Annotated in this window: 19 protein-coding genes; 10 read left to right on the forward strand and 9 right to left on the reverse strand. The window is 74.9% G+C overall.

Features of this window, described 5'->3' with window-relative positions:
- Positions 1-128: 128 nt before the first annotated feature.
- The 3 genes from AWH51_RS01790 to phnF form a co-directional block, all read right to left on the reverse strand.
- The gene (locus AWH51_RS01790; RefSeq protein WP_063070425.1) at positions 129-2,861 is read right to left on the reverse strand and encodes a phosphoenolpyruvate carboxylase; all 2,733 of its coding nucleotides are present in this window, start codon (positions 2,859-2,861) and stop codon (positions 129-131) included.
- A gap of 163 nt (positions 2,862-3,024) precedes the next feature.
- Positions 3,025-4,335, reverse strand: coding sequence for an MFS transporter (locus tag AWH51_RS01795; protein WP_254654431.1), 1,311 nt, complete (start codon positions 4,333-4,335; stop codon positions 3,025-3,027).
- A 39-nt stretch (positions 4,336-4,374) separates the two neighbouring features.
- Positions 4,375-5,112, reverse strand: coding sequence for a phosphonate metabolism transcriptional regulator PhnF (gene phnF, locus AWH51_RS01800; protein ID WP_063070426.1), 738 nt, complete (start codon positions 5,110-5,112; stop codon positions 4,375-4,377).
- 204 nt (positions 5,113-5,316) lie between these two features.
- On the opposite strand from phnF, the gene phnG reads away from it, so the two are divergent.
- From phnG to AWH51_RS01850, 10 genes are read left to right on the forward strand one after another with little or no spacing between them, the layout of a single operon-like run.
- Positions 5,317-5,808 (forward strand): phosphonate C-P lyase system protein PhnG, encoded by a 492-nt coding sequence (gene phnG, locus AWH51_RS01805; RefSeq protein ID WP_063070427.1) that lies wholly within the window; start codon positions 5,317-5,319, stop codon positions 5,806-5,808.
- A complete protein-coding gene (gene phnH / locus AWH51_RS01810) occupies positions 5,805-6,467 on the forward strand; it encodes a phosphonate C-P lyase system protein PhnH (RefSeq protein ID WP_063070428.1) in 663 nt (220 codons plus the stop codon). The genes phnG and phnH overlap by 4 nt, the downstream gene beginning before the upstream one ends.
- A 1-nt stretch (position 6,468) precedes the next feature.
- A complete protein-coding gene (locus AWH51_RS01815) occupies positions 6,469-7,647 on the forward strand; it encodes a carbon-phosphorus lyase complex subunit PhnI (protein WP_063070429.1) in 1,179 nt (392 codons plus the stop codon).
- Positions 7,644-8,522 (forward strand): alpha-D-ribose 1-methylphosphonate 5-phosphate C-P-lyase PhnJ, encoded by an 879-nt coding sequence (locus AWH51_RS01820; RefSeq protein ID WP_063070430.1) that lies wholly within the window; start codon positions 7,644-7,646, stop codon positions 8,520-8,522. The genes AWH51_RS01815 and AWH51_RS01820 overlap by 4 nt, the downstream gene beginning before the upstream one ends.
- Positions 8,519-9,301: a phosphonate C-P lyase system protein PhnK gene (gene phnK, locus AWH51_RS01825; protein ID WP_063070431.1), complete on the forward strand. Its 783-nt coding sequence runs from the start codon at positions 8,519-8,521 to the stop codon at positions 9,299-9,301. The genes AWH51_RS01820 and phnK overlap by 4 nt, the downstream gene beginning before the upstream one ends.
- A gap of 8 nt (positions 9,302-9,309) precedes the next feature.
- Complete coding sequence (gene phnL, locus AWH51_RS01830) at positions 9,310-10,104, forward strand: phosphonate C-P lyase system protein PhnL (protein ID WP_063070432.1); 795 nt, start codon at positions 9,310-9,312, stop codon at positions 10,102-10,104.
- A complete protein-coding gene (locus tag AWH51_RS01835) occupies positions 10,101-10,916 on the forward strand; it encodes a DUF1045 domain-containing protein (RefSeq protein WP_081234777.1) in 816 nt (271 codons plus the stop codon). Before phnL ends, AWH51_RS01835 begins: the two co-directional genes overlap by 4 nt.
- Positions 10,913-12,094, forward strand: a complete 1,182-nt coding sequence (locus AWH51_RS01840; RefSeq protein WP_063070433.1) for an alpha-D-ribose 1-methylphosphonate 5-triphosphate diphosphatase — start codon at positions 10,913-10,915, stop codon at positions 12,092-12,094. The genes AWH51_RS01835 and AWH51_RS01840 overlap by 4 nt, the downstream gene beginning before the upstream one ends.
- Positions 12,091-12,738, forward strand: a complete 648-nt coding sequence (phnN, locus tag AWH51_RS01845; protein WP_063070434.1) for a phosphonate metabolism protein/1,5-bisphosphokinase (PRPP-forming) PhnN — start codon at positions 12,091-12,093, stop codon at positions 12,736-12,738. The genes AWH51_RS01840 and phnN overlap by 4 nt, the downstream gene beginning before the upstream one ends.
- Entirely contained in the window at positions 12,735-13,352 is a 618-nt protein-coding gene (locus AWH51_RS01850) for a DapH/DapD/GlmU-related protein (RefSeq protein WP_063070435.1), read from the forward strand. Before phnN ends, AWH51_RS01850 begins: the two co-directional genes overlap by 4 nt.
- Before the next feature lie 21 nt (positions 13,353-13,373).
- Here the strand turns inward: AWH51_RS01850 and AWH51_RS01855 are convergent, their stop codons facing one another.
- The 6 genes from AWH51_RS01855 to AWH51_RS01880 form a co-directional block, all read right to left on the reverse strand.
- Positions 13,374-14,267: an oxidoreductase gene (locus AWH51_RS01855; protein WP_063070436.1), complete on the reverse strand. Its 894-nt coding sequence runs from the start codon at positions 14,265-14,267 to the stop codon at positions 13,374-13,376.
- Positions 14,264-16,012 (reverse strand): PhnE/PtxC family ABC transporter permease, encoded by a 1,749-nt coding sequence (locus tag AWH51_RS01860; RefSeq protein ID WP_063070437.1) that lies wholly within the window; start codon positions 16,010-16,012, stop codon positions 14,264-14,266. The genes AWH51_RS01855 and AWH51_RS01860 overlap by 4 nt, the downstream gene beginning before the upstream one ends.
- Positions 16,009-16,863 (reverse strand): phosphonate ABC transporter ATP-binding protein, encoded by an 855-nt coding sequence (gene phnC, locus AWH51_RS01865; protein ID WP_063070438.1) that lies wholly within the window; start codon positions 16,861-16,863, stop codon positions 16,009-16,011. Before phnC ends, AWH51_RS01860 begins: the two co-directional genes overlap by 4 nt.
- Before the next feature lie 21 nt (positions 16,864-16,884).
- Positions 16,885-17,853 carry a phosphate/phosphite/phosphonate ABC transporter substrate-binding protein gene (locus AWH51_RS01870; protein WP_063070439.1) on the reverse strand — a complete coding sequence of 323 codons (969 nt, stop codon included), beginning with the start codon at positions 17,851-17,853 and terminating at the stop codon, positions 16,885-16,887.
- A gap of 156 nt (positions 17,854-18,009) precedes the next feature.
- Positions 18,010-18,810 (reverse strand): NAD-dependent epimerase/dehydratase family protein, encoded by an 801-nt coding sequence (locus tag AWH51_RS01875; RefSeq protein WP_063070440.1) that lies wholly within the window; start codon positions 18,808-18,810, stop codon positions 18,010-18,012.
- Between the two features lie 85 nt (positions 18,811-18,895).
- Positions 18,896-19,831: a carbohydrate ABC transporter permease gene (locus AWH51_RS01880; RefSeq protein ID WP_217491898.1), complete on the reverse strand. Its 936-nt coding sequence runs from the start codon at positions 19,829-19,831 to the stop codon at positions 18,896-18,898.

Below are 19,831 nucleotides of genomic sequence, written 5' to 3' on the forward strand. Positions count from 1 at the left end.
GGCGCCTACCGCAGGGCAGCGGACGAACGTGCTCGCCATCCCTCCCGGTCCACTGCCAGGTCGGGCAGCGGCCGCGGAATCGCGGGTCCCAGCTCGATGGCCGGCAACCGCTCCGACGTGATCGCGCGTCAGCCCGTGTTCTGCAGCCCCGCCGCGATGCCGTTGACGGTGAGCAGCAGGAGCCGGTGATCCGGATCCGTCGGGTCGGCCTGGCCGGGAGCGCCCCGGCCCGCCGCATCAGAGGCCGACGTGCGCAGCGCGCGCAGGGCCCGCAGCTGCAGCAGCGAGAGCGCGTCGACGTACGGACTCCGGAGGCGCACCGCGCGGCGCAGCACCGGCCGGCCCTCGAGGATCTCGCCGCGGCCGGTCGCCTTCCGCACCCACTCGCGCGTGAGCTCCATCTCCTCGGTGACGAGCGCCGCGAGATCCGGTCGGTCGCCGAGCGCGAGGTAGCGCTCCGCGAGGCGGCCGTCGGTCTTGGCGAGCGACATCTCGACGTTGTCGATCATCGACGTGAACAGCGGCCACTCGTCGTAGGCCCTGCGGAGCACCGCCTCGTCGCCCACGGCGGCGAGCGCGGAGCCGAGCCCGAACCAGCCCGTGAGGTTGATGCGCGCCTGCGTCCACGCGAACACCCACGGGATGGCCCGCAGGTCCTCCAGCGACTCGACCGACAGGCCGCGGCGGGCGGGCCGGGAGCCGAGCGCCAGCAGCCCGATCTCCTCCATGGGCGTGACCTGCGCGAACCACGGCGCGAAGCCGGGCGCCTTCACGAGCTCGAAGAAGCGGGCGCGCGAGGCCTCGTCCATGACGCGGACCATCTCGGCGGATCCCTCGGCGGCTACCGCGTTGCGCTCCTCGTTCGAGGGCGCGGACGCCAGCAGCGTGGCCGCGGCCATCTGCTCGATGTGGCGGGCGGCGATGCGCTTGTCGCCGTAGTGGGCGAAGATCACCTCGCCCTGCTCGGTGAGCTTGAAGCGGCCGTCGACGGATCCCGGCGGCTGGGCCCGCACGGCGCGGTCGGCCGGTCCGCCACCGCGGCCGAGGGCTCCGCCACGGCCGTGGAAGAGCGTGAGCTCGATGTCGTTCTCGCGTGCCCACGCGGCGATGCGCGCCTGCGCGTCGAACAGCGCGAAGGTCGCCGACACCGGGCCGACGTCCTTGGAGGAGTCGGAGTAGCCGAGCATGACCTCGAGCTTCCGGCCCGTCTGCGCGAGGCGGGCCGCGACCTGGGGCAGGCGGATCATGCCGTCGAGGATCTCGGTGCTCGCGTTCAGGTCGGCGAACGTCTCGAACAGCGGGATGACGTCGAGGACGGGCGCCTCCTCCGCGGAGCCGAGGGCGAGCGCGGCCAGCTCGTGCACCGTGCGGATGTCGTCGGCCGACTGCGTGAACGAGACGATGAAGCGGGAGAACGGCGCGACGCCGTGCCGCTCCTGCAGGCGGGCGAGCGTGCGGAAGACGTCGAGCACCTCCACCGTCATGGGCGCGAGCTCGGGCGCCTGGTCGCCGGATGCATCGGCCGAGGCCACGGCGAGCACCTCGCGGAGGGCCTCGCGGTGCACCTGCGAGTGCTGGCGCACCTCCATCTCGGCGAGGTGGAAGCCGAAGGTCTCCGCCTGCCAGACGAGGCCCTGCAGCTCGCCGCCCGCGATGCGGTGCGCGCCGGCGCTGCGGAGCGACGCCTGGAGCACGCGGAGGTCGGCCAGCAGCTCGGCGGCGGACGGGTAGGCGATGGGATCGTCGTGGCGCTCGCGCGTGGCGGCGAGGCGGCCGGCGATGACGAGGAGCACGCGGCGGTGCAGCTCGGCCGGCGCGCGCGTGCCGATGCGGGCGGTGAGGTGCGGCGCGAGCGCGTCCTGCGCGGCGGCCAGCTCGCGGAGCTCGGGGCTCGGCGGGGTGTCGGCGTCGCCGAGCGTGAGTGAGCGGCCGACGCGGAGGGCGACGCGCTCGAGCCCGAGCAGGATGTGCTCGCTGGCGATGCCCGCGGCGTCCTCGGTGACCGCCGCGGTGACGTACGGGTTGCCGTCGCGATCCGCGGCGATCCAGTTGCCGAGCCGGAAGAAGGCGGGCGCCACGGCGTCGCGCACGCCGGCCTCCTCGCCGAGCAGCCAGTCGTCGAGCAGCCGGTAGACGCGCGGCACGACCTCGAACAGCGTCTGGTCGAAGACGCCCATGGCCGTGCGCACCTCGTCGAGCGGGGTGGGCCGGGTGGTGCGCAGCGGCGACGTGCGCCACAGGCCGTCGATCTCCTCGAGCAGCCGCCGGTCGACGTCCTGGCCCGTGAGCGTGCCGGCCATGGCGCCGTCGCGCTCGGTGAGGAGGTCGCCGATGCGGCGGATCCCCGTGGCCACCGCCCGACGCCGGGCCTCGGTGGGGTGCGCCGTGAGCACCGGGTGGAACCGCATCTCGCCGAGGCGGCGCATGGCCTCCTCGCGGCCGAGCTCCGCGGTGAGCTTGCCGACCGCATCCGGGATGGAGTCGGGCACGAAGCCCGACGCCGCCTCGCGCTCGCGGAGGACGCGCACGCGGTGGTGCTCCTCGGCGAGGTTCGCGAGATGGAAGTAGCAGGTGAACGCGCGGGCGACCTGCTCGGCGCGCTCGGGCGTGAAGGTGGCGACGAGCCGCTCGGCGTCGTCGATGGACGCGTCGCGCGCGCTCTCGTACGCGTCGATGACCAGCTCGCGGAGCCGCTCCACGTCGTCCAGCAGATCCTGGCCGCCGGACTCGCGGAGCACCTGGCCGAGGAGGCCGCCGAGGTGGCTGACGTCCGAGCGGAGAGCGGGCTCCACGGCGTCGCGGGTGCCGTCGCGGGTGGAGTCGTGCTCGAGGGGAAGCGGCTTCTTCGGGGGAGTCGTCACGGAGTCGAGGATACGGACAGCGCGCGGCGGATCCTGCGCATGACGTCCGAGGACGGGCGCTCCGACCGCGGATCCGCCTGGGGAGGAGCGGCCGGACGACGGATCGGGCGGCCGCGGATCGAAGGGACTCGGATCGCATGGCGGCGGATCGGGCTGCCGCGGATCAGGCGGCGGCGGGCGCGGCCGTGCGCTCGTCCCGCGGCATGCGCAGCAGCGCGTACGCGGAGGCGGCGAGCAGCAGCACGGCGCCGGTCGCGAAGGCGACGGGGAACGACACGGCGTCGGCGAGGTAGCCCGCGACGAGCGGGCCGACGATGGCACCGAGGTCCGAGACCATCGAGAAGACAGCGACGGGACGGCCGCTGCGGCCGCCCGCGGCGTCACCCACCGCGGCCCCCGGTGCCGTGCCCATGAACGACGCGGCCGCGCCGAACAGGCAGAGCAGGATCGTGAGCACGATGACGTTCGGCGCGAACGGGATGGCGACCATCAACACGCCGGCGACGGCGAACGAGCCGACGATCGCGGGCCGGCGGCCCACCGTGTCGACGAAGCGCGCGGCCGGCGCGAGCGCGAGGGCCTGCACGACGGCGGCGCACGCGAACGCGATGCCGGTGGAGGCGGCGGGCGCGCGGATCACCTCCACGACGAGCAGCGGGATCAGCGAGCTGCGGACGCCCATCGACGCCCACCCGTTGCCGAGGTTGGCGAGCAGCGCGCCGCGGTAGCGGGTGTCGCGGAGCACCTCGGCGAAGGGCCGCGGCGGCTCGGCGGGGCCGGTCGCATCCGCCGGGCCCGTGCGCTTCGACAGCAGCAGGAGGCCGATGACGCTCGCGACCGCGAGGGTCGCCGCGTAGAAGAAGAAGGGAGCGGTGAGCGAGACGGTCGCGAGCACGGCGCCGAGCGCGGGCCCGGCCATGCCGCCGATGAGGAAGCCGCCCTGGTAGAAGCCGATCGCGCGGGCCCGGCGGGTGGGATCCGTCGAGCCGAGCAGCAGCGTCATGGCCGCCACCGAGAACATGGCCGACCCGATGCCGCCCGCGCCGCGGAGGAGCAGGAGCTGCAGGTAGTCCTGCGCGAGGCCCGCGAGGCCGGAGGAGAGGGCGACGATCGCGAGGCCGATGGCGAGCACGGTGCGCTCGCCCGTCCAGTCCATGATCCGCGCCACGAACGGGCTCATCACGAGCCGCATGAGCGCGAACGCGGAGATGACCGCGCCGATCTCGAAGCTGCCGACCCCGAAGCTGCGCGCGTACACGGGCAGCACGGGCACGACCACGCCGAAGCCGACCATCACGAAGAACGCGATGACGCCGAGGACGAGCACGTCGCGCGGCAGCTTCGCGCGGGGAGCGCGGGGAGCGCGGGGAGCGCGGGGAGCGCGCGGGGCGCGGACTGGGCCGCGCGTGTCGGGCATCCCGCCGTCGCCGGGCTCGGGGGTGCTCGCGGATCCGCCACGACGGAATCCGCGCATGCGCTCAGGATACGCGGTGCGCGGCGGCCTCCCCGTCGCTTAGGCCCGGCCGTGCTCCACGTCGAGCTCGACGCGATCGGCCGCGAACCGCGTCACGTTGAGGAGCAGCGGCGTGCCGTCCGGCAGCGTGTTGAGCGCGCGGACCACGAGGACGACCGCGCCGGACGCGAGCCGCAGCTCCGCGGACTCGGCGGCCGTCGCGAGCCGGCCGGTCACGGTGGTGGTGGCGCGCAGGTAGTCGTCGACGCCGACGGCGCGCAGGGCGTTCGTCATCGACCCGTCGGGCCCGTAGCGGTCGACGATGCCGGGCACGAGCTCGTCCACGAGCCACGAGGTGCCGCGGACGACCGGGCGGCCCTCGACGAGCCGCAGCGTCTCGAGGCGGAGGGCGGGGCGACCGGCGAGGGCGAGGCGCTCGGCGACGTCGGCGGGCGGATCCTCCACGGCCCACTCGAGCAGCTCGCCCGTGGACGCGGAGCCGCGGCCGCCCAGGCTGTCGCTGAGCCGCGTGCGGAGGCCGATGCGGTGGACGATCACGTCGTGCGCGGTCACGAACGTGCCGCTGCCCCGCCGCGAGACGACGAGCCCGTCGGCCGCGAGGGCCGCGACGGCCTGCCGCACGGTGTGGCGGTGCACCTCGAAGCGCTCGGCGAGCTCGCTCTCCGACGCGAGCTTCGCGCCGGCCGGCACCGCGCCCTGCATGATCTCGGCGCGCAGCTCCTCCGCGATGAGCCGCCAGGCGGAGTACCCGCTCGTGGATCTGCTCTGGGTGGCCATGTCCTCTCGATGCTAGCGGGGGCGCGTGGCCCCGGATCGGCGCGCCGACGCGGATCCGGACCGCCGGGCTCTCCGCCGCCGCCCGCGTTCCCCACTGTTCACCTGCCCGCGACCAGCTCGTCGCGCGGGCGCGCGCTCCCGCTCCCCCTCCGCCGCTAGGGTCCACTTATCTAGATGAGCAGACAACTTGGAGGGATCGCGGCCATGACGACGACCACGACCAGCACGACCGCACGGGAGGACGCCGCCGCCCGCCAACGCTGGATGCGCGTCCTCTCGGCCGCCGACGTGGGAGCGCTCGACGCCGCGTGGACCGCGTGGGAGCCCAAGCCCGAGGTCCAGCACATCCGCGGCCCGGAGGCCGGGCTCGTCATGGTCCGCGGCCGCGTCGACGCCGGGGGCGCGCGCTTCAACCTCGGCGAGGCCACGGTCACGCGCGCCACCCTGCGGCTGCACGGGCCCGCGATGGCGGCGGATGCCCTCGGCAGCTCCTATGTCCTCGGATCCGACCTCGAGCACGCCCGCCTCGCCGCCCTCTTCGACGGGATGCTCCTCGACGCCGGGCTGCACGACCGCGTGCTCGCGGAGGTCGTCGCGCCGCTCGAGCGCGAGCGGGCGGAGGCGGACGCGAGGCGCGCCGCCGAGGCCCGCAGCACGCTCGTGGACTTCTTCACGGTCGCCCGGGAGCACGCGTGAGCGCCGTGGCGGGCCGCGCACCCGGGACTGCCGCGCCCGGCATCCCGGCGCCCGGCATCCCCGCTCCGGGCTTCGCCGACGCGACCCGCGGCGCGCAGGCCGCCTTCCGCGCGCTCCTCGACGCGCTCGCGCACCCGACCAGGATCCACCCGCTCACCGGACCCGCCGAGGCGCCCGCCGGCCTCGGCCCGGGACTCGGTGCCGTCGCCCTCACCGTGCTCGACGAGGAGTCCGCGCTGTGGCTCGACCCGCGGCGCACGGCCGACGCCGAGGTCACGTCCTGGCTCACGTTCCACACGGGCGTGCGGATCGTCGCCGACCCCGCCGACGCCGCCTTCGTCCTCGCCGACCCGGCGTCGCTGCCCCCGCTCGCGGAGCTGGCCGCCGGCACCGACGAGGAGCCGCACCGCTCCGCGACCGTCCTCCTCGACGTGCGCGGCGCCGCGGGCTCCCTCCGCATCCGCGCCGAGGGCCCCGGGATCGACGGGCACGCCGTCGCCGACGCCCCCTGGGCCGACGACGCGTTCCTCGACGCCTGGCGGGCGAACGGCGCCTGCTTCCCGCGCGGCATCGACCTGCTCCTCGTCGATGCGGGATCCGTCGCCGGGCTCCCCCGCACCACCCGCCTCCGGGCGGCCGAGCCCCGATCGGAGGCCTGACATGTACGTCGCCGTCAAGGGCGGGGAGCGGGCCATCGCCGCCGCGCACGCCCTGCTCGCCCAGGAGGGCCGGGGCGCTCCCGGATCCCGTCCGCTCGAGGCTGGGCAGGTCGCCGGCCAGCTCGGCGTCCTCGTCTCCCGCGTGATGACCGAGGGCTCGCTGCACGATCCCGAGCTCGCCGCCCGCGCCCTCCTCCAGGCCCAGGGCGACGTGCTGGAGGCGGTCACCCTGCTGCGCTCCTACCGCACGACGCTGCCGCGCTTCGGCTACACGCTGCCGGTGGACACCGCCGGTCTCCCGCCGCAGCGCCGCGTGTCCGCCACCTTCAAGGACCTGCCGGGCGGCCAGCAGCTCGGCGCCACCTTCGACTACACGCACCGCCTGTTCTCGGACGCGGAGCCCGCGGACGTCTCGACGCGCGCGGAGGACGCGGGCGCGGGCGCGGGCGCCACGATGCCGCGCGTCGCCGACCTGCTCGGCGCCACCTCGCTCATCGAGCCCGACTCCCACCCCGGCCAGGACGACGAGGAGCCCGCCGACATCACGCGCGAGCCCACCGTGTACCCGATGACGCGCGCCGAGCGCCTGCAGGCCCTGGCCCGCGGCGACGAGGGGTTCCTCCTCGGCCTCGGCTACTCGACCCAGCGCGGCTTCGGCACGACCCACCCGTTCGCGGGCGAGATCCGCGTGGGCGAGGTGGAGGTGGAGCTCGACGCGCCGGAGCTCGGATTCGCGGTGCCGCTCGGGCGCATCGAGGTCACGGAGTGCCAGATGGTCAACCAGTTCACGGGCAGCGCCGACCAGCCGGCACGGTTCACGCGCGGCTACGGCCTCGCCTTCGGGCGGAGCGAGCGGAAGGCCATGTCGATGGCGCTCGTCGACCGGGCGCTCCGGGCCGACGAGCTCGGCGAGCGCGCGACCGCCCCCGCGCAGGACGAGGAGTTCGTGATCAGCCACTGCGACAACGTGCAGGCGACGGGCTTCGTCGAGCACCTGAAGCTGCCGCACTACGTGGACTTCCAGGCGGAGCTCGTGCTCGTGCGGCGGCTGGCGCGGGAGTGGGAGGAGCGGCACGCGGACGGCGCGGGTCCTGCGGACGCGGCCTCGGCCGACGCGGACACCGCAACCGCCACCGCCACCGCCGCGACCGTCCCGGCCGGACCGGGGGCCCGCGCATGAGCTCCTCCCTCATCGGCTACAACCTCGGCTACCTCGACGAGCAGACCAAGCGCATGATCCGCCGCGCGCTCCTCAAGGCCGTCGCGATCCCCGGGTTCCAGGTGCCGTTCGCGAGCCGCGAGGTCCCGATGCCGCGCGGCTGGGGCACGGGCGGCGTGCAGGTGACGGCCGCGATCATCGGCGAGGACGACGTGCTGAAGGTGATCGACCAGGGCGCGGACGACACCACGAACGCGGTGTCGATCCGGCAGTTCTTCGCGTCCGTCGCCGGGATCGCCACGACCACGCGCACCGACGAGGCCACCGTGATCCAGACCCGGCACCGGATCCCCGAGACGCCGCTCGCCGACGGCCAGGTCGTCGTCTACCAGGTGCCCATGCCGGAGCCGCTGCGCTTCCTCGAGCCGCGCGAGACGGAGACCCGGCGCCTCCACGCGCTCGAGGAGTACGGGCTGATGTACGTGAAGCTCTACGAGGACATCGCGCGCTACGGGCACGTCGCCAAGACGTACGACTACCCCGTGATGGTCGACGGCCGGTACCTCATGGCGCCGTCGCCGATCCCGTCGTTCGACAACCCGAAGATGCACATGAGCCCCGCGCTCCAGCTGTTCGGCGCCGGCCGCGAGAAGCGCATCTACGCCGTGCCGCCGTTCACGCGCGTGGAGAGCCTCGGCTTCGAGGACCACCCGTTCGAGCCGCAGACGTTCGCCGACCCGTGCGCGATCTGCGGGTCCACCGGCGTGTACCTCGACGAGGTCATCACCGACGACCGCGGCGCGTCCGTGTACGTCTGCTCCGACACCGACCACTGCGAGCGCACGGCGGCGCCCGCCGACGCGGCCCGCGCCCACGACGAGGAGGCGCTCGCGTGAGCGACGACGACCGACCGCTGCTCGAGGTCCGCGGGGCCGCCCACCGCTACGGCGACCGCTACGGCTGCCGCGACGTCGACTTCGACCTCTGGCCGGGCGAGGTGCTCGCGGTCGTGGGCGAGTCCGGATCCGGGAAGTCGACCCTGCTCGGCACCCTGTCCCAGCGGCTCGCGCTCAGCGAGGGCAGCATCCGCTACCGCCTGGCCGACGGTGAGACGGTGGAGCTGGCGGACCTGTCCGAGAGCGCGGTGCGCCGGCTCTGGCGGAGCGAGTGGGGCTTCGTGCACCAGGATCCGGCCGACGGCCTGCGCATGCACGTGAGCGCGGGCGGCAACGTCGGCGAGCCGCTCATGACGAACGGGTGGCGGAACTACGGGCGGATCCGCGAGACGGCGGCCGAGTGGCTGCGGCACGTGGAGATCCCCGTCGACCGCATCGACGACCACCCGACGACGTTCTCCGGCGGCATGCGGCAGCGGCTGCAGATCGCCCGGAACCTCGTCGTCTCGCCGCGGCTCGTCTTCATGGACGAGCCGACGAGCGGCCTCGACGTCTCCGTGCAGGCCCGCCTGCTCGACCTCATCCGCGGCCTCGTGGCGGAGCTCGGCCTCGCGGTCGTCATCGTCACCCATGACCTCGCGGTCGCCCGCCTCATCTCGCACCGCACGCTCGTGATGAAGGACGGCCGCGTCATCGAGTCCGGCCTCACCGACCGGGTGCTCGACGACCCGCAGGCCGCGTACACCCAGCTGCTCGTCTCCTCGATCCTGCAAGGATGATCCGCCCCATGACCGGAAGCACCGCCGGGAGCACGCCCGGATCCGCGCCCGTCCCCGTCCCCGTCCTCACCGTCGACGGGGTCGCCAAGACCTTCACGATGCACCTGCAGGGCGGGCAGCGACTCGCCGTCCTCGACGGCCTCTCCTTCGTCGTCGGCCGCGGCGAGAGCGTCGTGCTCGGCGGCCCGTCGGGGGCCGGCAAGAGCACGGTGCTGAAGCTCGTCTACGGCAACTACCAGGCCGACCGCGGGCGGATCCTCGTGCTCGGGCCCGGGCCCCGCGGCGCGGTGGACATCGTCACGGCCGCGCCGCGCGCGGTGCTCGCCGCGCGACGCGACGCCGTCGGCTACGTGAGCCAGTTCCTCCGCTGCGTCCCCCGCGTCGGCACGCTCGACGTGGTGGCCGAGCCGCTCGTGGAGCGCGGCGTCGCGGCGGAGGAGGCCCGCGACCGCGCGGCGCGGATGCTCACGCGCCTCTCCATCCCGGAGCGGCTGTGGTCGCTGCCGCCCGCCACCTTCTCCGGCGGCGAGCAGCAGCGCGTGAACGTGGCGCGCGGGTTCCTGCCCGAGCTGCCCCTGCTCCTCCTCGACGAGCCGACCGCGTCCCTCGACGCGCGGAACCGCGACGTGGTGGTCGAGCTGATCGCCGAGAAGCGCGACGCCGGCGTCGGCATGCTCGGGATCTTCCACGACGCGGAGGTACGGGCGGCGGTCGCCGACCGGATCGTGGACGTGGAGGCGTTCGTGCCGGCGCTCGCGGAGGCGGCGCTCGAGGCGGGCGCGCTCGCGGAGGCCGCGCGATGACGCGCGTCGCGGTCTACGCGATCCCGGGCTTCGGCTCGGACGACGCCACCGGGATCCTCCTGCGGGAGCGCGCCGAGGCGTGGCTCGGCCGGTCCGTCGTGGGCGGGTCCCCGGCCCCGGCCCCGGCCGCGCCCGCCGGGTGGACGCGGGCCGAGGTGGACGCGATCACGGTCGACGCCCGCCGCTACGGCTTCCACGGCACGCTCAAGGCGCCCTTCCGCCTCGCCGACGGGCGCGACCTCGCGGAGCTCGACGCCGCGGTGGCCGGCCTCGCGGGCGCCCGGGACCGCGTCGCGCTGCCCGGGCTCCGGGTCGCGTCGCTCGGCGGGTTCCTCGCGCTCGTGCCGACCGGTCCCACGCCGACGCTGGACGCGCTCGCCGCCGACGTCGTCACGGGCCTCGACGCGTTCCGCGCTCCCCCGACGGATGCGGAGACGGCCCGCCGGGATCCGGCGTCCCTCAGCCCGCGGCAGCGCGAGCTCCTCGCGACCTGGGGCTACCCGCACGTGCTCGACCGGTTCCGCTTCCACCTGACCCTCACCGACCGGATCCCGGCCGCCGAACGCCCGCTCGTCGAGGCCGCCCTCGCCGCCTGGTTCGCCGACGGCACGGACCGGCCGGTCGCGATCGACGCGCTCGCCGTCCTGATCGAGGACGCGCCCGGCGCGCCCTTCCGCCTGCACGCGGTGCACCCGCTCTCCCCATCCACCCCGCCCCACGTCCACGCCACGCTCCCCGACACCTCGCACGACCCCGACACCCCGCCCCACCCTCGCGCCGCCCCGGCGCCCGACCCCGAAGGACCCCGATGAGCCGCGAGACCGTCCTGCGCAACGCCCGCATCGTCCTCGACGACGAGGTGCTGCACGGATCCGTCCTGATCCGCGACGGCCTCGTCGCCGACATCTCCCCCGGCACCGCCGGCGCGGCCGGCGGCACCGGCGACGACCTCGACGGCGACCTGCTCATCCCCGGCCTCGTCGAGCTGCACACCGACCACCTCGAGTCGCACGCGCAGCCCCGGCCGGGCACGCGCTGGGATCCGGTCCCCGCCGTCCTCGCGCACGACGCCCAGCTGAGCGGCGCCGGCGTCACCACGGTCTTCGACGCGATCCGCATCGGCACGCTCGAGGGCCGTGACGACGCCACGCACCTGTCCCTCTCGCTCGCGGAGGCGATCGAGCACGCGGGGACCGCCGGGCTGCTGCGCGCGGAGCACCTCATCCACCTGCGCTGCGAGGTCGCGGCGCCGGACACGGCCGCCGAGTTCCGCGAGTTCGACCGCATCGCGTCCGTCCGCCTGGCCTCGCTCATGGACCACACGCCCGGGCAGCGCCAGTACGCGGACGTCGAGGCGTTCACGAAGTACATGGTGGGCCGGGGACGCGTGTCGGCCGCCGGGATCGGCGCGCTGATGGAGGAGCTGCAGGCCGTCGCCGCCGAGCACTCGACGCCCAACCGCGTGGCCATCGCCGAGCTCGCCACCGCGCGCGGGGTGACGCTCGCGGCCCACGACGACGCCACCGTCGCGCACGTCGAGGAGTCCGCGGCGCTCGGCGTGCGCATCTCCGAGTTCCCGACGACCGTGGTCGCCGCCCGCGCCGCGCGGGAGCACGGGCAGCTGATCGTGATGGGCGCGCCGAACATCGTGCGCGGCGGCAGCCAGTCGGGCAACGTGGCGGCCACCGAGCTGCTCGCGCTCGGGCTGCTCGACGTGCTGTCCTCCGACTACGTGCCCGCGAGCCCGCTGCAGGCGGTCGTGCAGCTCGACGCCGACGGGATCCTGCCCCTCACGCGCGGCGTCCGGCTCGTCAGCGGCGACCCGGCGCGGGCCGTCGGCCTCGACGACCGCGGGGCGATCCGCGTGGGCGCGCGCGCCGACCTCGTGCGCGTGCACCGCCACGTCACCCCCGCGAGCGAGCGGCACCCCGGCGGGCGGACCGTGCCCGTCGTCCGGAGCGTGTTCCTCCGGGGAGCGCGGGTGTCGTGAGCGACGCCTCCGCCCGCATCCCCCTCGGCCCCGGACCGTTCGTCGCCGTCGTCGGCGCGAGCGGCGTCGGCAAGGACGCGCTGCTCGCCGCCGCCCGCGCGCGGAGCGGACCGGACGCGCACTTCCCCCGCCGCGCGATCACCCGCCCGCCCGGGCCCGGCGAGGACTTCGACGCCGTGGGCGTCGAGGAGTTCGCCGCGGCCGCCGCGCGCGGCGAGTACGCCGTGACCTGGCGCGCGCACGGCCTCTCCTACGGGATCCCCGCCACGGCCGACGACGCCGTCCGCGCGGGCGCCGCCGTGGTGGCGAACGTCTCCCGCAGCATGCTCGACGTGCTCCAGGCGCGCTACGCCCGGCTGGTCGTGGTGCGGATCACGGTGGCCGAGGACGTGCGCGCCGCCCGGCTCCGGGAGCGCGGCCGCGAGCCCGACGACGACATCGCCCGGCGCCTCGCCCGCCGGGATCCCGCGCCCGACCGGGTGGCCGACCACGAGGTGCGGAACCACGGCACGGTCGCCGAGGGCGGCGAGGCCCTGCTCGACGTGATCCGGGCGGCCCGCGCGTCCGCGCTCGCCGCCTCCCCGCACCCCGCGGGACACCACCCCCACGACCCCGCACCCCGCGGAGGGACGGAGACCCCATGACCGCGAAGCTCACCGAGGAGCCCGTGATCGGCCCCGACGTCACGATGAGCGGCAGCGCGCTCGGCCGCTGGACGGAGATCGGCGCGAGCACGCGCCTGCTCGACACCGTGATCGGCGACTACAGCTACTGCGACCGGCTGTGCGACTTCGCGCACACGGACGTGGGCCGCTTCTCCAACATCGCCAGCGCGGTGCGCATCGGCGCCACCGACCACCCGCTCGACCGGGCCACGCTGCACCACTTCATGTACCGCAGCACCATGTACTGGGACGACGTGGAGGACGACGCCGAGTTCTTCGCGCACTGTCGCTCCCGCCGCACCTCCATCGGGCACGACACGTGGATCGGGCACGGCGCCATGATCAAGCCGGGCGTGCGCGTCGGGGACGGCGCGGTCGTGGCGTCCGGCGCCGTCGTCACGCGCGACGTGCCGGACTACGCCATCGTCGCGGGCGTACCCGCCACGGTGATCCGCTATCGCCAGCCGCCGGAGATCGCCGCGCGCCTGCAGCGGCTCGCCTGGTGGGACTGGGACCACGCGACCCTCCGCGCCCGGCTCCCCGACTTCCGGGCGCTGCCGACCGAGGCGTTCCTGGAGCGGTACGAGGGCTGACGCGTCGCGGCGGGCGCGGGCTCAGCCGGGCCCGTCGCTCGCCGCCGCCAGCAGCGGCACGAGCACGGCGCCGATGGGCATCGGCAGGCCGTGCGCCCGGCCCCGTCGGAGGACGACCCCGTTGCGCGCCTGCCACTCGAGCGGTCGTCCGGCGTCCCGGTCCGCGAGGATCGAGGTGCCCTGGTCGGCGGGCGCCTGGGCGAAGTCGTCGACGATCCGGTCGGCCACCCCGTCGTCGAGGTGGGCGCCCTCCGCGCGCGCGACCTCCAGGCACTCCCGCGCGTAGGCCCGGGCGAGCGTCGCGACGTCGTCCCGCCGGAACACGCCGGCCCGCCGTCCGGTGGCGGCCATGATCCCCGCGACCGCGTTCTGCACGAGCTTCCGCCAGGCGGCCGTGGTGAAGTCGGCCGCCAGGTCGACCCGGCACCGGCTGCCCGCGAGCGCCTCGACGGCGACGCGGGATGCCGGCACGTCGGGCAACGTGAGGCGCGGGGTGCCGCGGAGCAGCACGGATCCGTCCGCCTGCGCCTCCGCGGGGAACCACACCACCGCGGGCACCACCGGGCAGCCCGGGACGTGCGGCGCGACGTCCGCCACCTGCTCGACCCCGTTCTGCAGCACGACGACCACCGTGCCCGCGTGGCAGAGCGCCCGGAGCCACGGCGCCGCCGCCTCGATCTGCGTGGCCTTCACCGCGAGGAGCACGAGGTCGACGGGCGCGGTGACGCCGGCCGGATCCGTGCGCACGGGCCCCGGCACCACGATGGTCCGGTCGTCCGCGACCAGCTCGAGCCGCTCGCGCGCCGTCCGACCGCCGAGGAGCACGGGCACCCCCGCCTCGTGCAGCGCGGCGGCGACGGACGTGCCGATCGCGCCCGGGCCGACCACGGCGACGGCGGGCCGGACGGGCGTCACCGGAAGACGCGGCGCAGCCAGGCGGCGAGCGCCTCGACCGCGAGCACGCTCACGAACACCATCGCGACGAGCGTCGTCACCTGCCCGTGCAGCGTCATCACGGAGGAGGCGTTCGTCAGGTGGAACCCGATCCCGCTGCCGCCGACGATGCCGAGGATCGTGGCCGCCCGGATGTTCGTGTCCACGAGGTAGAGCGAGTTGCCGACGAGCGACGGCAGCCCCTGCGGCCAGGTGGCCGACAAGAAGCGCTGCCCCCGGGTCGCGCCCACCGCGGTGAGGGCGCGCTCGGGACCGGCGCCCACCTCCTCGAAGGAGTCGGCGATGAGCTTGCCGAGGAGCCCCACGCCGCCGAACGCCAGCGCCACGACGCCGGCCTGGTTGCCGAGCCCCGTGATCATGATGAGCAGGATCGCGAGCACCAGCTCGGGCACCCCGCGGAACACGACGAGCACGCCGCGCGCCGCGTTCCGCACGGCGGGGCTCGGCGCCACGTTGCGGGCGGCGAGGGATCCGACGACGAGCGCGAGCACGACCGAGAGCAGCGCCGCGGCGAACGCCACCTGGATCGTCACCAGCAGCGCCTCGGCGAACTCGCCGAACGTGTGCGATCCGGTGCTCGGCGGCCAGAAGCTCTGGAGGGTGGGGACGACGTACTCCCACGTGACCTGGCCGAGGTCGATGTCGGCCATGAGGTAGCCGCCGACCACGACCACCACGGCGAGCGCCGACCACGCCGCCGTGCGCACCCGGTCGGCCGTCCACGGCCGCCGCTGCATCGACTCGACGGTCACGGCGCGCGCGGTGCCGGCGCTCCCGGCGCGGTCGGGCAGGGCGCGGTCGCGCGTGAGGCGCCGCACGATCCGGTCGCCCAGCCCGCGCCCGGCGGGCCGCACGCCCAGCGCGCTCCGGCGGATGGACGACGACACGACCTCCAGCAGCACGCACAGCGCGAAGATGACGAGCGCGATGCCGATCCCGCGGCCGTAGCCCTCCGGGAACTGGCCGAACGCGACCTTCATCGCGTAGCCGAGCCCGCCCACGCCGGCGTAGCCGAGGATCGCGGAGCCGCGGAGGTTGATGTCGAAGCGGTGCAGCACCGTGGCGATCCACGACGGCAGCACCTGCGGGAACACGCCCGCCCAGAACTCCTGCGCGCGCGTGCCGCCCGTGGTGCGGATGGCGCGCTGCGGGCCCTCGTCGACCTGCTCGATGGCGTCGGCGAAGAGCTTCGAGATCATGCCGATCGAGTGGATCCCGATGGCGAGGATGCCGGGCAGCGGGCTCCCCAATGCGAACGCCAGCGCGAACGCGAGCGCGAGCACCACGTCGGGGATCGCGCGCGTCACCACGCCGATCGCGCGGCCGACGAGGCGCAGCCACGGCGCCGGGGTGGTGTTGCGCGCCGACGCGTAGGCGACCGGCACGGAGACGAGCGCGGCGACGAGCGTGCCGAGCACGACGATCCCGAGCGTCAGCCCGATGAGGTACGCGAGGTCCCCTGCCGGCGGGAAGCTGATCGGGTCCATGCGCGAGAAGACCTTGACGGCGTTGGCGACGCTGCGGAGGACGTTCGACCAGGTGAAGTCGAGCGTCGTCAGCGCGTGGATCGCGAACGCGACCAGGGCGAGCACCACGACCAGCGCGAGCGCCTTCTGCCGGTCGGGCCGCCGTCGCGGGGCGCGCTCCTCGACGTCCGGGCGGACGCCGGGCGGCGCCTGACCCGGGCGCTCGGCGACCGCGGTCACCGGCTGCCGTCCGCGCGCACCCCGACGGGCTCGTCGAGCGGCATCACGTCTCCGAGCTCGGTCGCGATCGCGGCCAGCGCGGAGGTCGTGGACGCCACGCGCCCGTAGATCTCCATCACCTGCGCCTTGCCGATGCCGCGCGTGGGGGTGTCGAGCACGACCTCGCCGTGGCGGAGCCCGACGATGCGGTCGCCCCAGCCGAGCGCGAGGTCCACCTGGTGCAGGCTGCACACCACCGTGAGGCCGTCGTCGGCGGCGATCTCGCGGATGAGGCGCATCACCTGCTCGCTGGACTCGGGATCGAGGCTCGCGACGGGCTCGTCGGCGAGCAGGATCTCGGGCCGCTGCATGAGCGCCCGCGCGATGGCGACGCGCTGCTGCTGCCCGCCGGACAGCCGGTCGGCCCGCTCGTAGGCCTTCTCGAGCAGGCCCACGCGGTCGAGGTGGCCGAGCGCCTCGGTGCGCGCGGAGCGGGGGTAGGTCCAGATGCCGAGGCGCGGCCCGCGGAGGCGGCCGAGCGCGCCGGTGAGCACGTTCTCGAGCACCGTGAGCGAGGGCACGAGCTCGAACTGCTGGAAGATCATCGCGACCCGGCCGCGGAGGGCGCGGAGGTCCTGCCGGCCGAGGGCGGCGACGTCCTGGTCGAAGACGCGGACGCTGCCGGCGGTCGGCAGCTCGAGGCCGTCCAGGTGCCGGAGGAGGGTCGACTTGCCCGAGCCGGACAGGCCGAGGAGCACGACGACCTCCCCGCGCTCGACCGTCAGGTCGACGTCGTGGAGCGCCCGCGTGCCGCCGAAGTCCTTGGTGACCGCGGAGACGGAGATGAGCGGGGAGGTCGTCGTGCCGGTCATGGTCGGTTCAGTCCGTCCGCGTCACTTCGCGCACTTGGCGGCGGCGATGGAGTCGCAGAGCTCCGCGATGCCCGAGTAGTACGAGACGTCCTCCGGCTGGGCGCCGAAGTAGCCCTTCGCGAAGCCGTCGGTCATCGGCACGCCGGAGGCCTTGATCGCGTCGATCGTGGCGCCCTGGAGCGCCGTGGTGAGCTTCGCCTTCACGTCGGCGGGCAGCGCCGAGGAGATGGAGAGCGGCCCGCCGGGCACGTACTCCTTGCCGACGACGGTCAGCTTCCCGGCGGCCGCCTCGGGCTCGACGATCGAGTCCTCGGCGAACCCGACGTCGCACTGGCCGGACGCGACCGCCTGCGCGGACTTGTCGTGGGCACCCGCGAAGTAGGGCGTGAAGTCCGCGAACTGCGGGTTGCCGTTGGCGTCGGCGCCCGTGCTCGTGACGTCGAGGCCGGCCTTCTGCAGCTGCTTGAGGCCGAAGAGGAAGCCGGAGGTCGAGTTCGGGTCGACGAAGCACACGGTCTTGCCCTTGGCACCCGAGAGATCGGTGATGGAGGAGCCCTTCGGCACGATCGCCTCGGAGTAGTAGCCGGGGTCCGTGACGCTCTTCGAGGTGAGCATCGCGGCGACCGGCTCGATCTCGGCGCCCTTGTTCGAGGCCATGACGTACTGCAGGGCGCCCGAGCTCATCATGTCGATCTTGCCGGCGACGGCGGCCGCGATGAGCGCGGTGTAGTCGGCGGTGGGGTAGTACTCGACCTTGAGGCCGGTCTCCTTGGCGATGTAGTCCTCGAGCGGCTTGTTGTTCGAGTCGGAGCCGGCCTGGTCGGGCGTGGCGCCGAAGACGAGGGTGCCCTCGGCCTTGGCCCAGGTGCCCGACGAGTCGGCGGATCCGGACGAGTCGGAGCCGCCGGCGGAGCAGCCGGTGAGCGCGAGGGCGGCGACGAGGGCGGAGGCCGCGAGGGCTCCGACGCGGGTGCGGGGGGACAGGGACATGGACGTGCCTCTCGAGTCGGGACCCGCGGGCGGAGATGGGGGAGGCCACGGGTCGGAGCCGACTCTAGGAACACGCGAGGGGAGCGGCGTGCCGCTCAGGTGGCGCGACCGTGAACGTGTCCGGAAGAGCAGACATCTCCTCCGGAGCGCGCACCCTCAGCCCATGTCGGAGCCCAGCTCCACCTCCGTGAAGATCGAGCCGAGCAGCACGCCCGCGGGCGGCGTGGTGTCCTCCCCGAGCTCCGGGAAGCGGTGCGCGAAGACCTCGGCGTCGTCCTCGGGGTGGTAGCCGATCGCCTCGCCCGCGGCGAGAGAGACCCAGCGGCGCGTGTTCCGCGAGACGCCCCACACGATCCGGTGGCCGGGCTCGTCCCACCGCAGCACGGCCTCCACGAGCCGCACCGCGTCGGCCGCGGAGAGCCAGGTGGAGATGCTGCGTGCCTGCGACGGCTCGGGCTCGGCCGTCATGATCCGCACGCTCACCACGATGTGCCCGTGCCGGTCGGCGTAGAGGCCGCCGAGCCCCTCGAGCAGCACCTTGCTCAGGCCGTAGAAGGTGTCGGGTCGGGGCGCGGGCACGTCCTCGCGCGCGGCCTCGGTCGCGGGCAGGAAGCCGACCGCGTGGATGGAGCTGGCCGCGAGGATCCGCGGCACCCCCGCCCGCACCACCGCCTCGTGCACGGCGTGCGCGCCGTCGTTGTTCACGGCCTGGATCGCCTCCCACGGCCGCTCGGCCGCGTGCGCCGCGAGGTGCACCACGAGGTCGGATCCGCGGAACGCCTCCGTGCACGCGTCGACGTCGGTCGTGTCGACGATCGCCGACGTCTCCCCGTCGGCGAGCGGCGTCGGCGGCGCCACCACGTCGAGCAGCCGCAGCTCGTGCCCGGCCGCGAGGAGGAGCGGGCGGATGCTCGTGGCGATGCGCCCGGATCCTCCCGTGATCGTGATCGTGGCCATGTCGGATCCCCTCGTCGTCGACGCGTCGGCCGCCGCGGCCGTCCCCCCATCCTGGCGGGAGGCCGGCCGCGCGGGGAGGGCGGCGTCACTTCTCCGCGCCGGCCACCATCCCCTTGATGAAGAACCGCTGGAGGAAGAGGTACGCCACGAGCACGGGCACCACGGCCATGAGCGAGGCCGCCGCGGCCGCCCCGAGGTCGCTGCTCTGCTGCCCGAAGAACGCCGCGATGGCGGGCGCGATGGTCCGCACCGCCGGGTCGGTGAGCAGGTAGCCGGAGAGCGCGAACTCGTTCCACACGGCGACGCTCGTGAGGATCACCACGGTCGCCGTCACCGGCTTCAGCAGCGGCAGCACCACCCGCAGGAACACCTGCAGCGTGGAGGCCCCGTCGAGCGCGGCGGCCTCCTCGAGCGACTCCGGGATCGACCGGATGAACGCGCTGTAGAGGAAGATCGCGAGCGGCAGCTGCGTGGTCACCATCACGAGGATCACGCCCCAGTAGGTGTTCGTCGCGCCGAGCTGCGTGAGGAACGAGTACAGCGGCACGAGGATGCTGAGCGGCGGCACCATGATCAGCGCGACGATGCACGCGAACACCAGCCGGTTGAGCGCGGTCGCGCGGCGGGCGAGCGGGTAGGCGGCGAGCGCCCCCAGCACGCACGTGATGGCCGTGGACGCCACGGTCACGATCGCGCTGTTGCCGATGGCGCGGAGGATGCCGCCGTCGCGGGCCGCCGTGACGAACGCGTCGCCCGTCAGCCGGTCGAGCGGGAGCGCGAGCTGCGCGGCCGGATCCCCGGGCGAGCGGAGGGCCGTGGTGACGGCGATCCAGAACGGCAGCAGCTGCACCGCGCACATGAGCGCGAGCGCCGTGCCGAGCGCGACCGTCGCGAGGCGCTGGCGCGGGGTGCGGCTGCCGGCCGTGCGGGAGCGGGCGGCGTCGCGCGGCGCCTCCGCCGCGTCGTCCGGCTCGGGGATCCGGGCGGGTGCGTCCGGCCGGGTGGTGTCGAGGGCGGTCAT

Origin of the sequence: Clavibacter tessellarius, from assembly GCF_001618005.1 — a bacterium.
Taxonomy (GTDB): Bacteria; Actinomycetota; Actinomycetes; order Actinomycetales; family Microbacteriaceae; genus Clavibacter; species Clavibacter tessellarius_A.

Coding starts and splice junctions, on each gene's coding strand:
- AWH51_RS01795 (WP_254654431.1), bottom strand. CDS start 4,335: ATGCGCGGATTCCGTCGTGGCGGATCCGCGAGCACCCCCGAGCCCGGC.
- phnF (WP_063070426.1), bottom strand. CDS start 5,112: ATGGCCACCCAGAGCAGATCCACGAGCGGGTACTCCGCCTGGCGGCTC.
- phnG (WP_063070427.1), top strand. CDS start 5,317: ATGACGACGACCACGACCAGCACGACCGCACGGGAGGACGCCGCCGCC.
- AWH51_RS01815 (WP_063070429.1), top strand. CDS start 6,469: ATGTACGTCGCCGTCAAGGGCGGGGAGCGGGCCATCGCCGCCGCGCAC.
- AWH51_RS01820 (WP_063070430.1), top strand. CDS start 7,644: ATGAGCTCCTCCCTCATCGGCTACAACCTCGGCTACCTCGACGAGCAG.
- phnL (WP_063070432.1), top strand. CDS start 9,310: ATGACCGGAAGCACCGCCGGGAGCACGCCCGGATCCGCGCCCGTCCCC.
- AWH51_RS01835 (WP_081234777.1), top strand. CDS start 10,101: ATGACGCGCGTCGCGGTCTACGCGATCCCGGGCTTCGGCTCGGACGAC.
- AWH51_RS01840 (WP_063070433.1), top strand. CDS start 10,913: ATGAGCCGCGAGACCGTCCTGCGCAACGCCCGCATCGTCCTCGACGAC.
- AWH51_RS01850 (WP_063070435.1), top strand. CDS start 12,735: ATGACCGCGAAGCTCACCGAGGAGCCCGTGATCGGCCCCGACGTCACG.
- phnC (WP_063070438.1), bottom strand. CDS start 16,863: ATGACCGGCACGACGACCTCCCCGCTCATCTCCGTCTCCGCGGTCACC.
- AWH51_RS01870 (WP_063070439.1), bottom strand. CDS start 17,853: ATGTCCCTGTCCCCCCGCACCCGCGTCGGAGCCCTCGCGGCCTCCGCC.
- AWH51_RS01875 (WP_063070440.1), bottom strand. CDS start 18,810: ATGGCCACGATCACGATCACGGGAGGATCCGGGCGCATCGCCACGAGC.
- AWH51_RS01880 (WP_217491898.1), bottom strand. CDS start 19,831: ATGACCGCCCTCGACACCACCCGGCCGGACGCACCCGCCCGGATCCCC.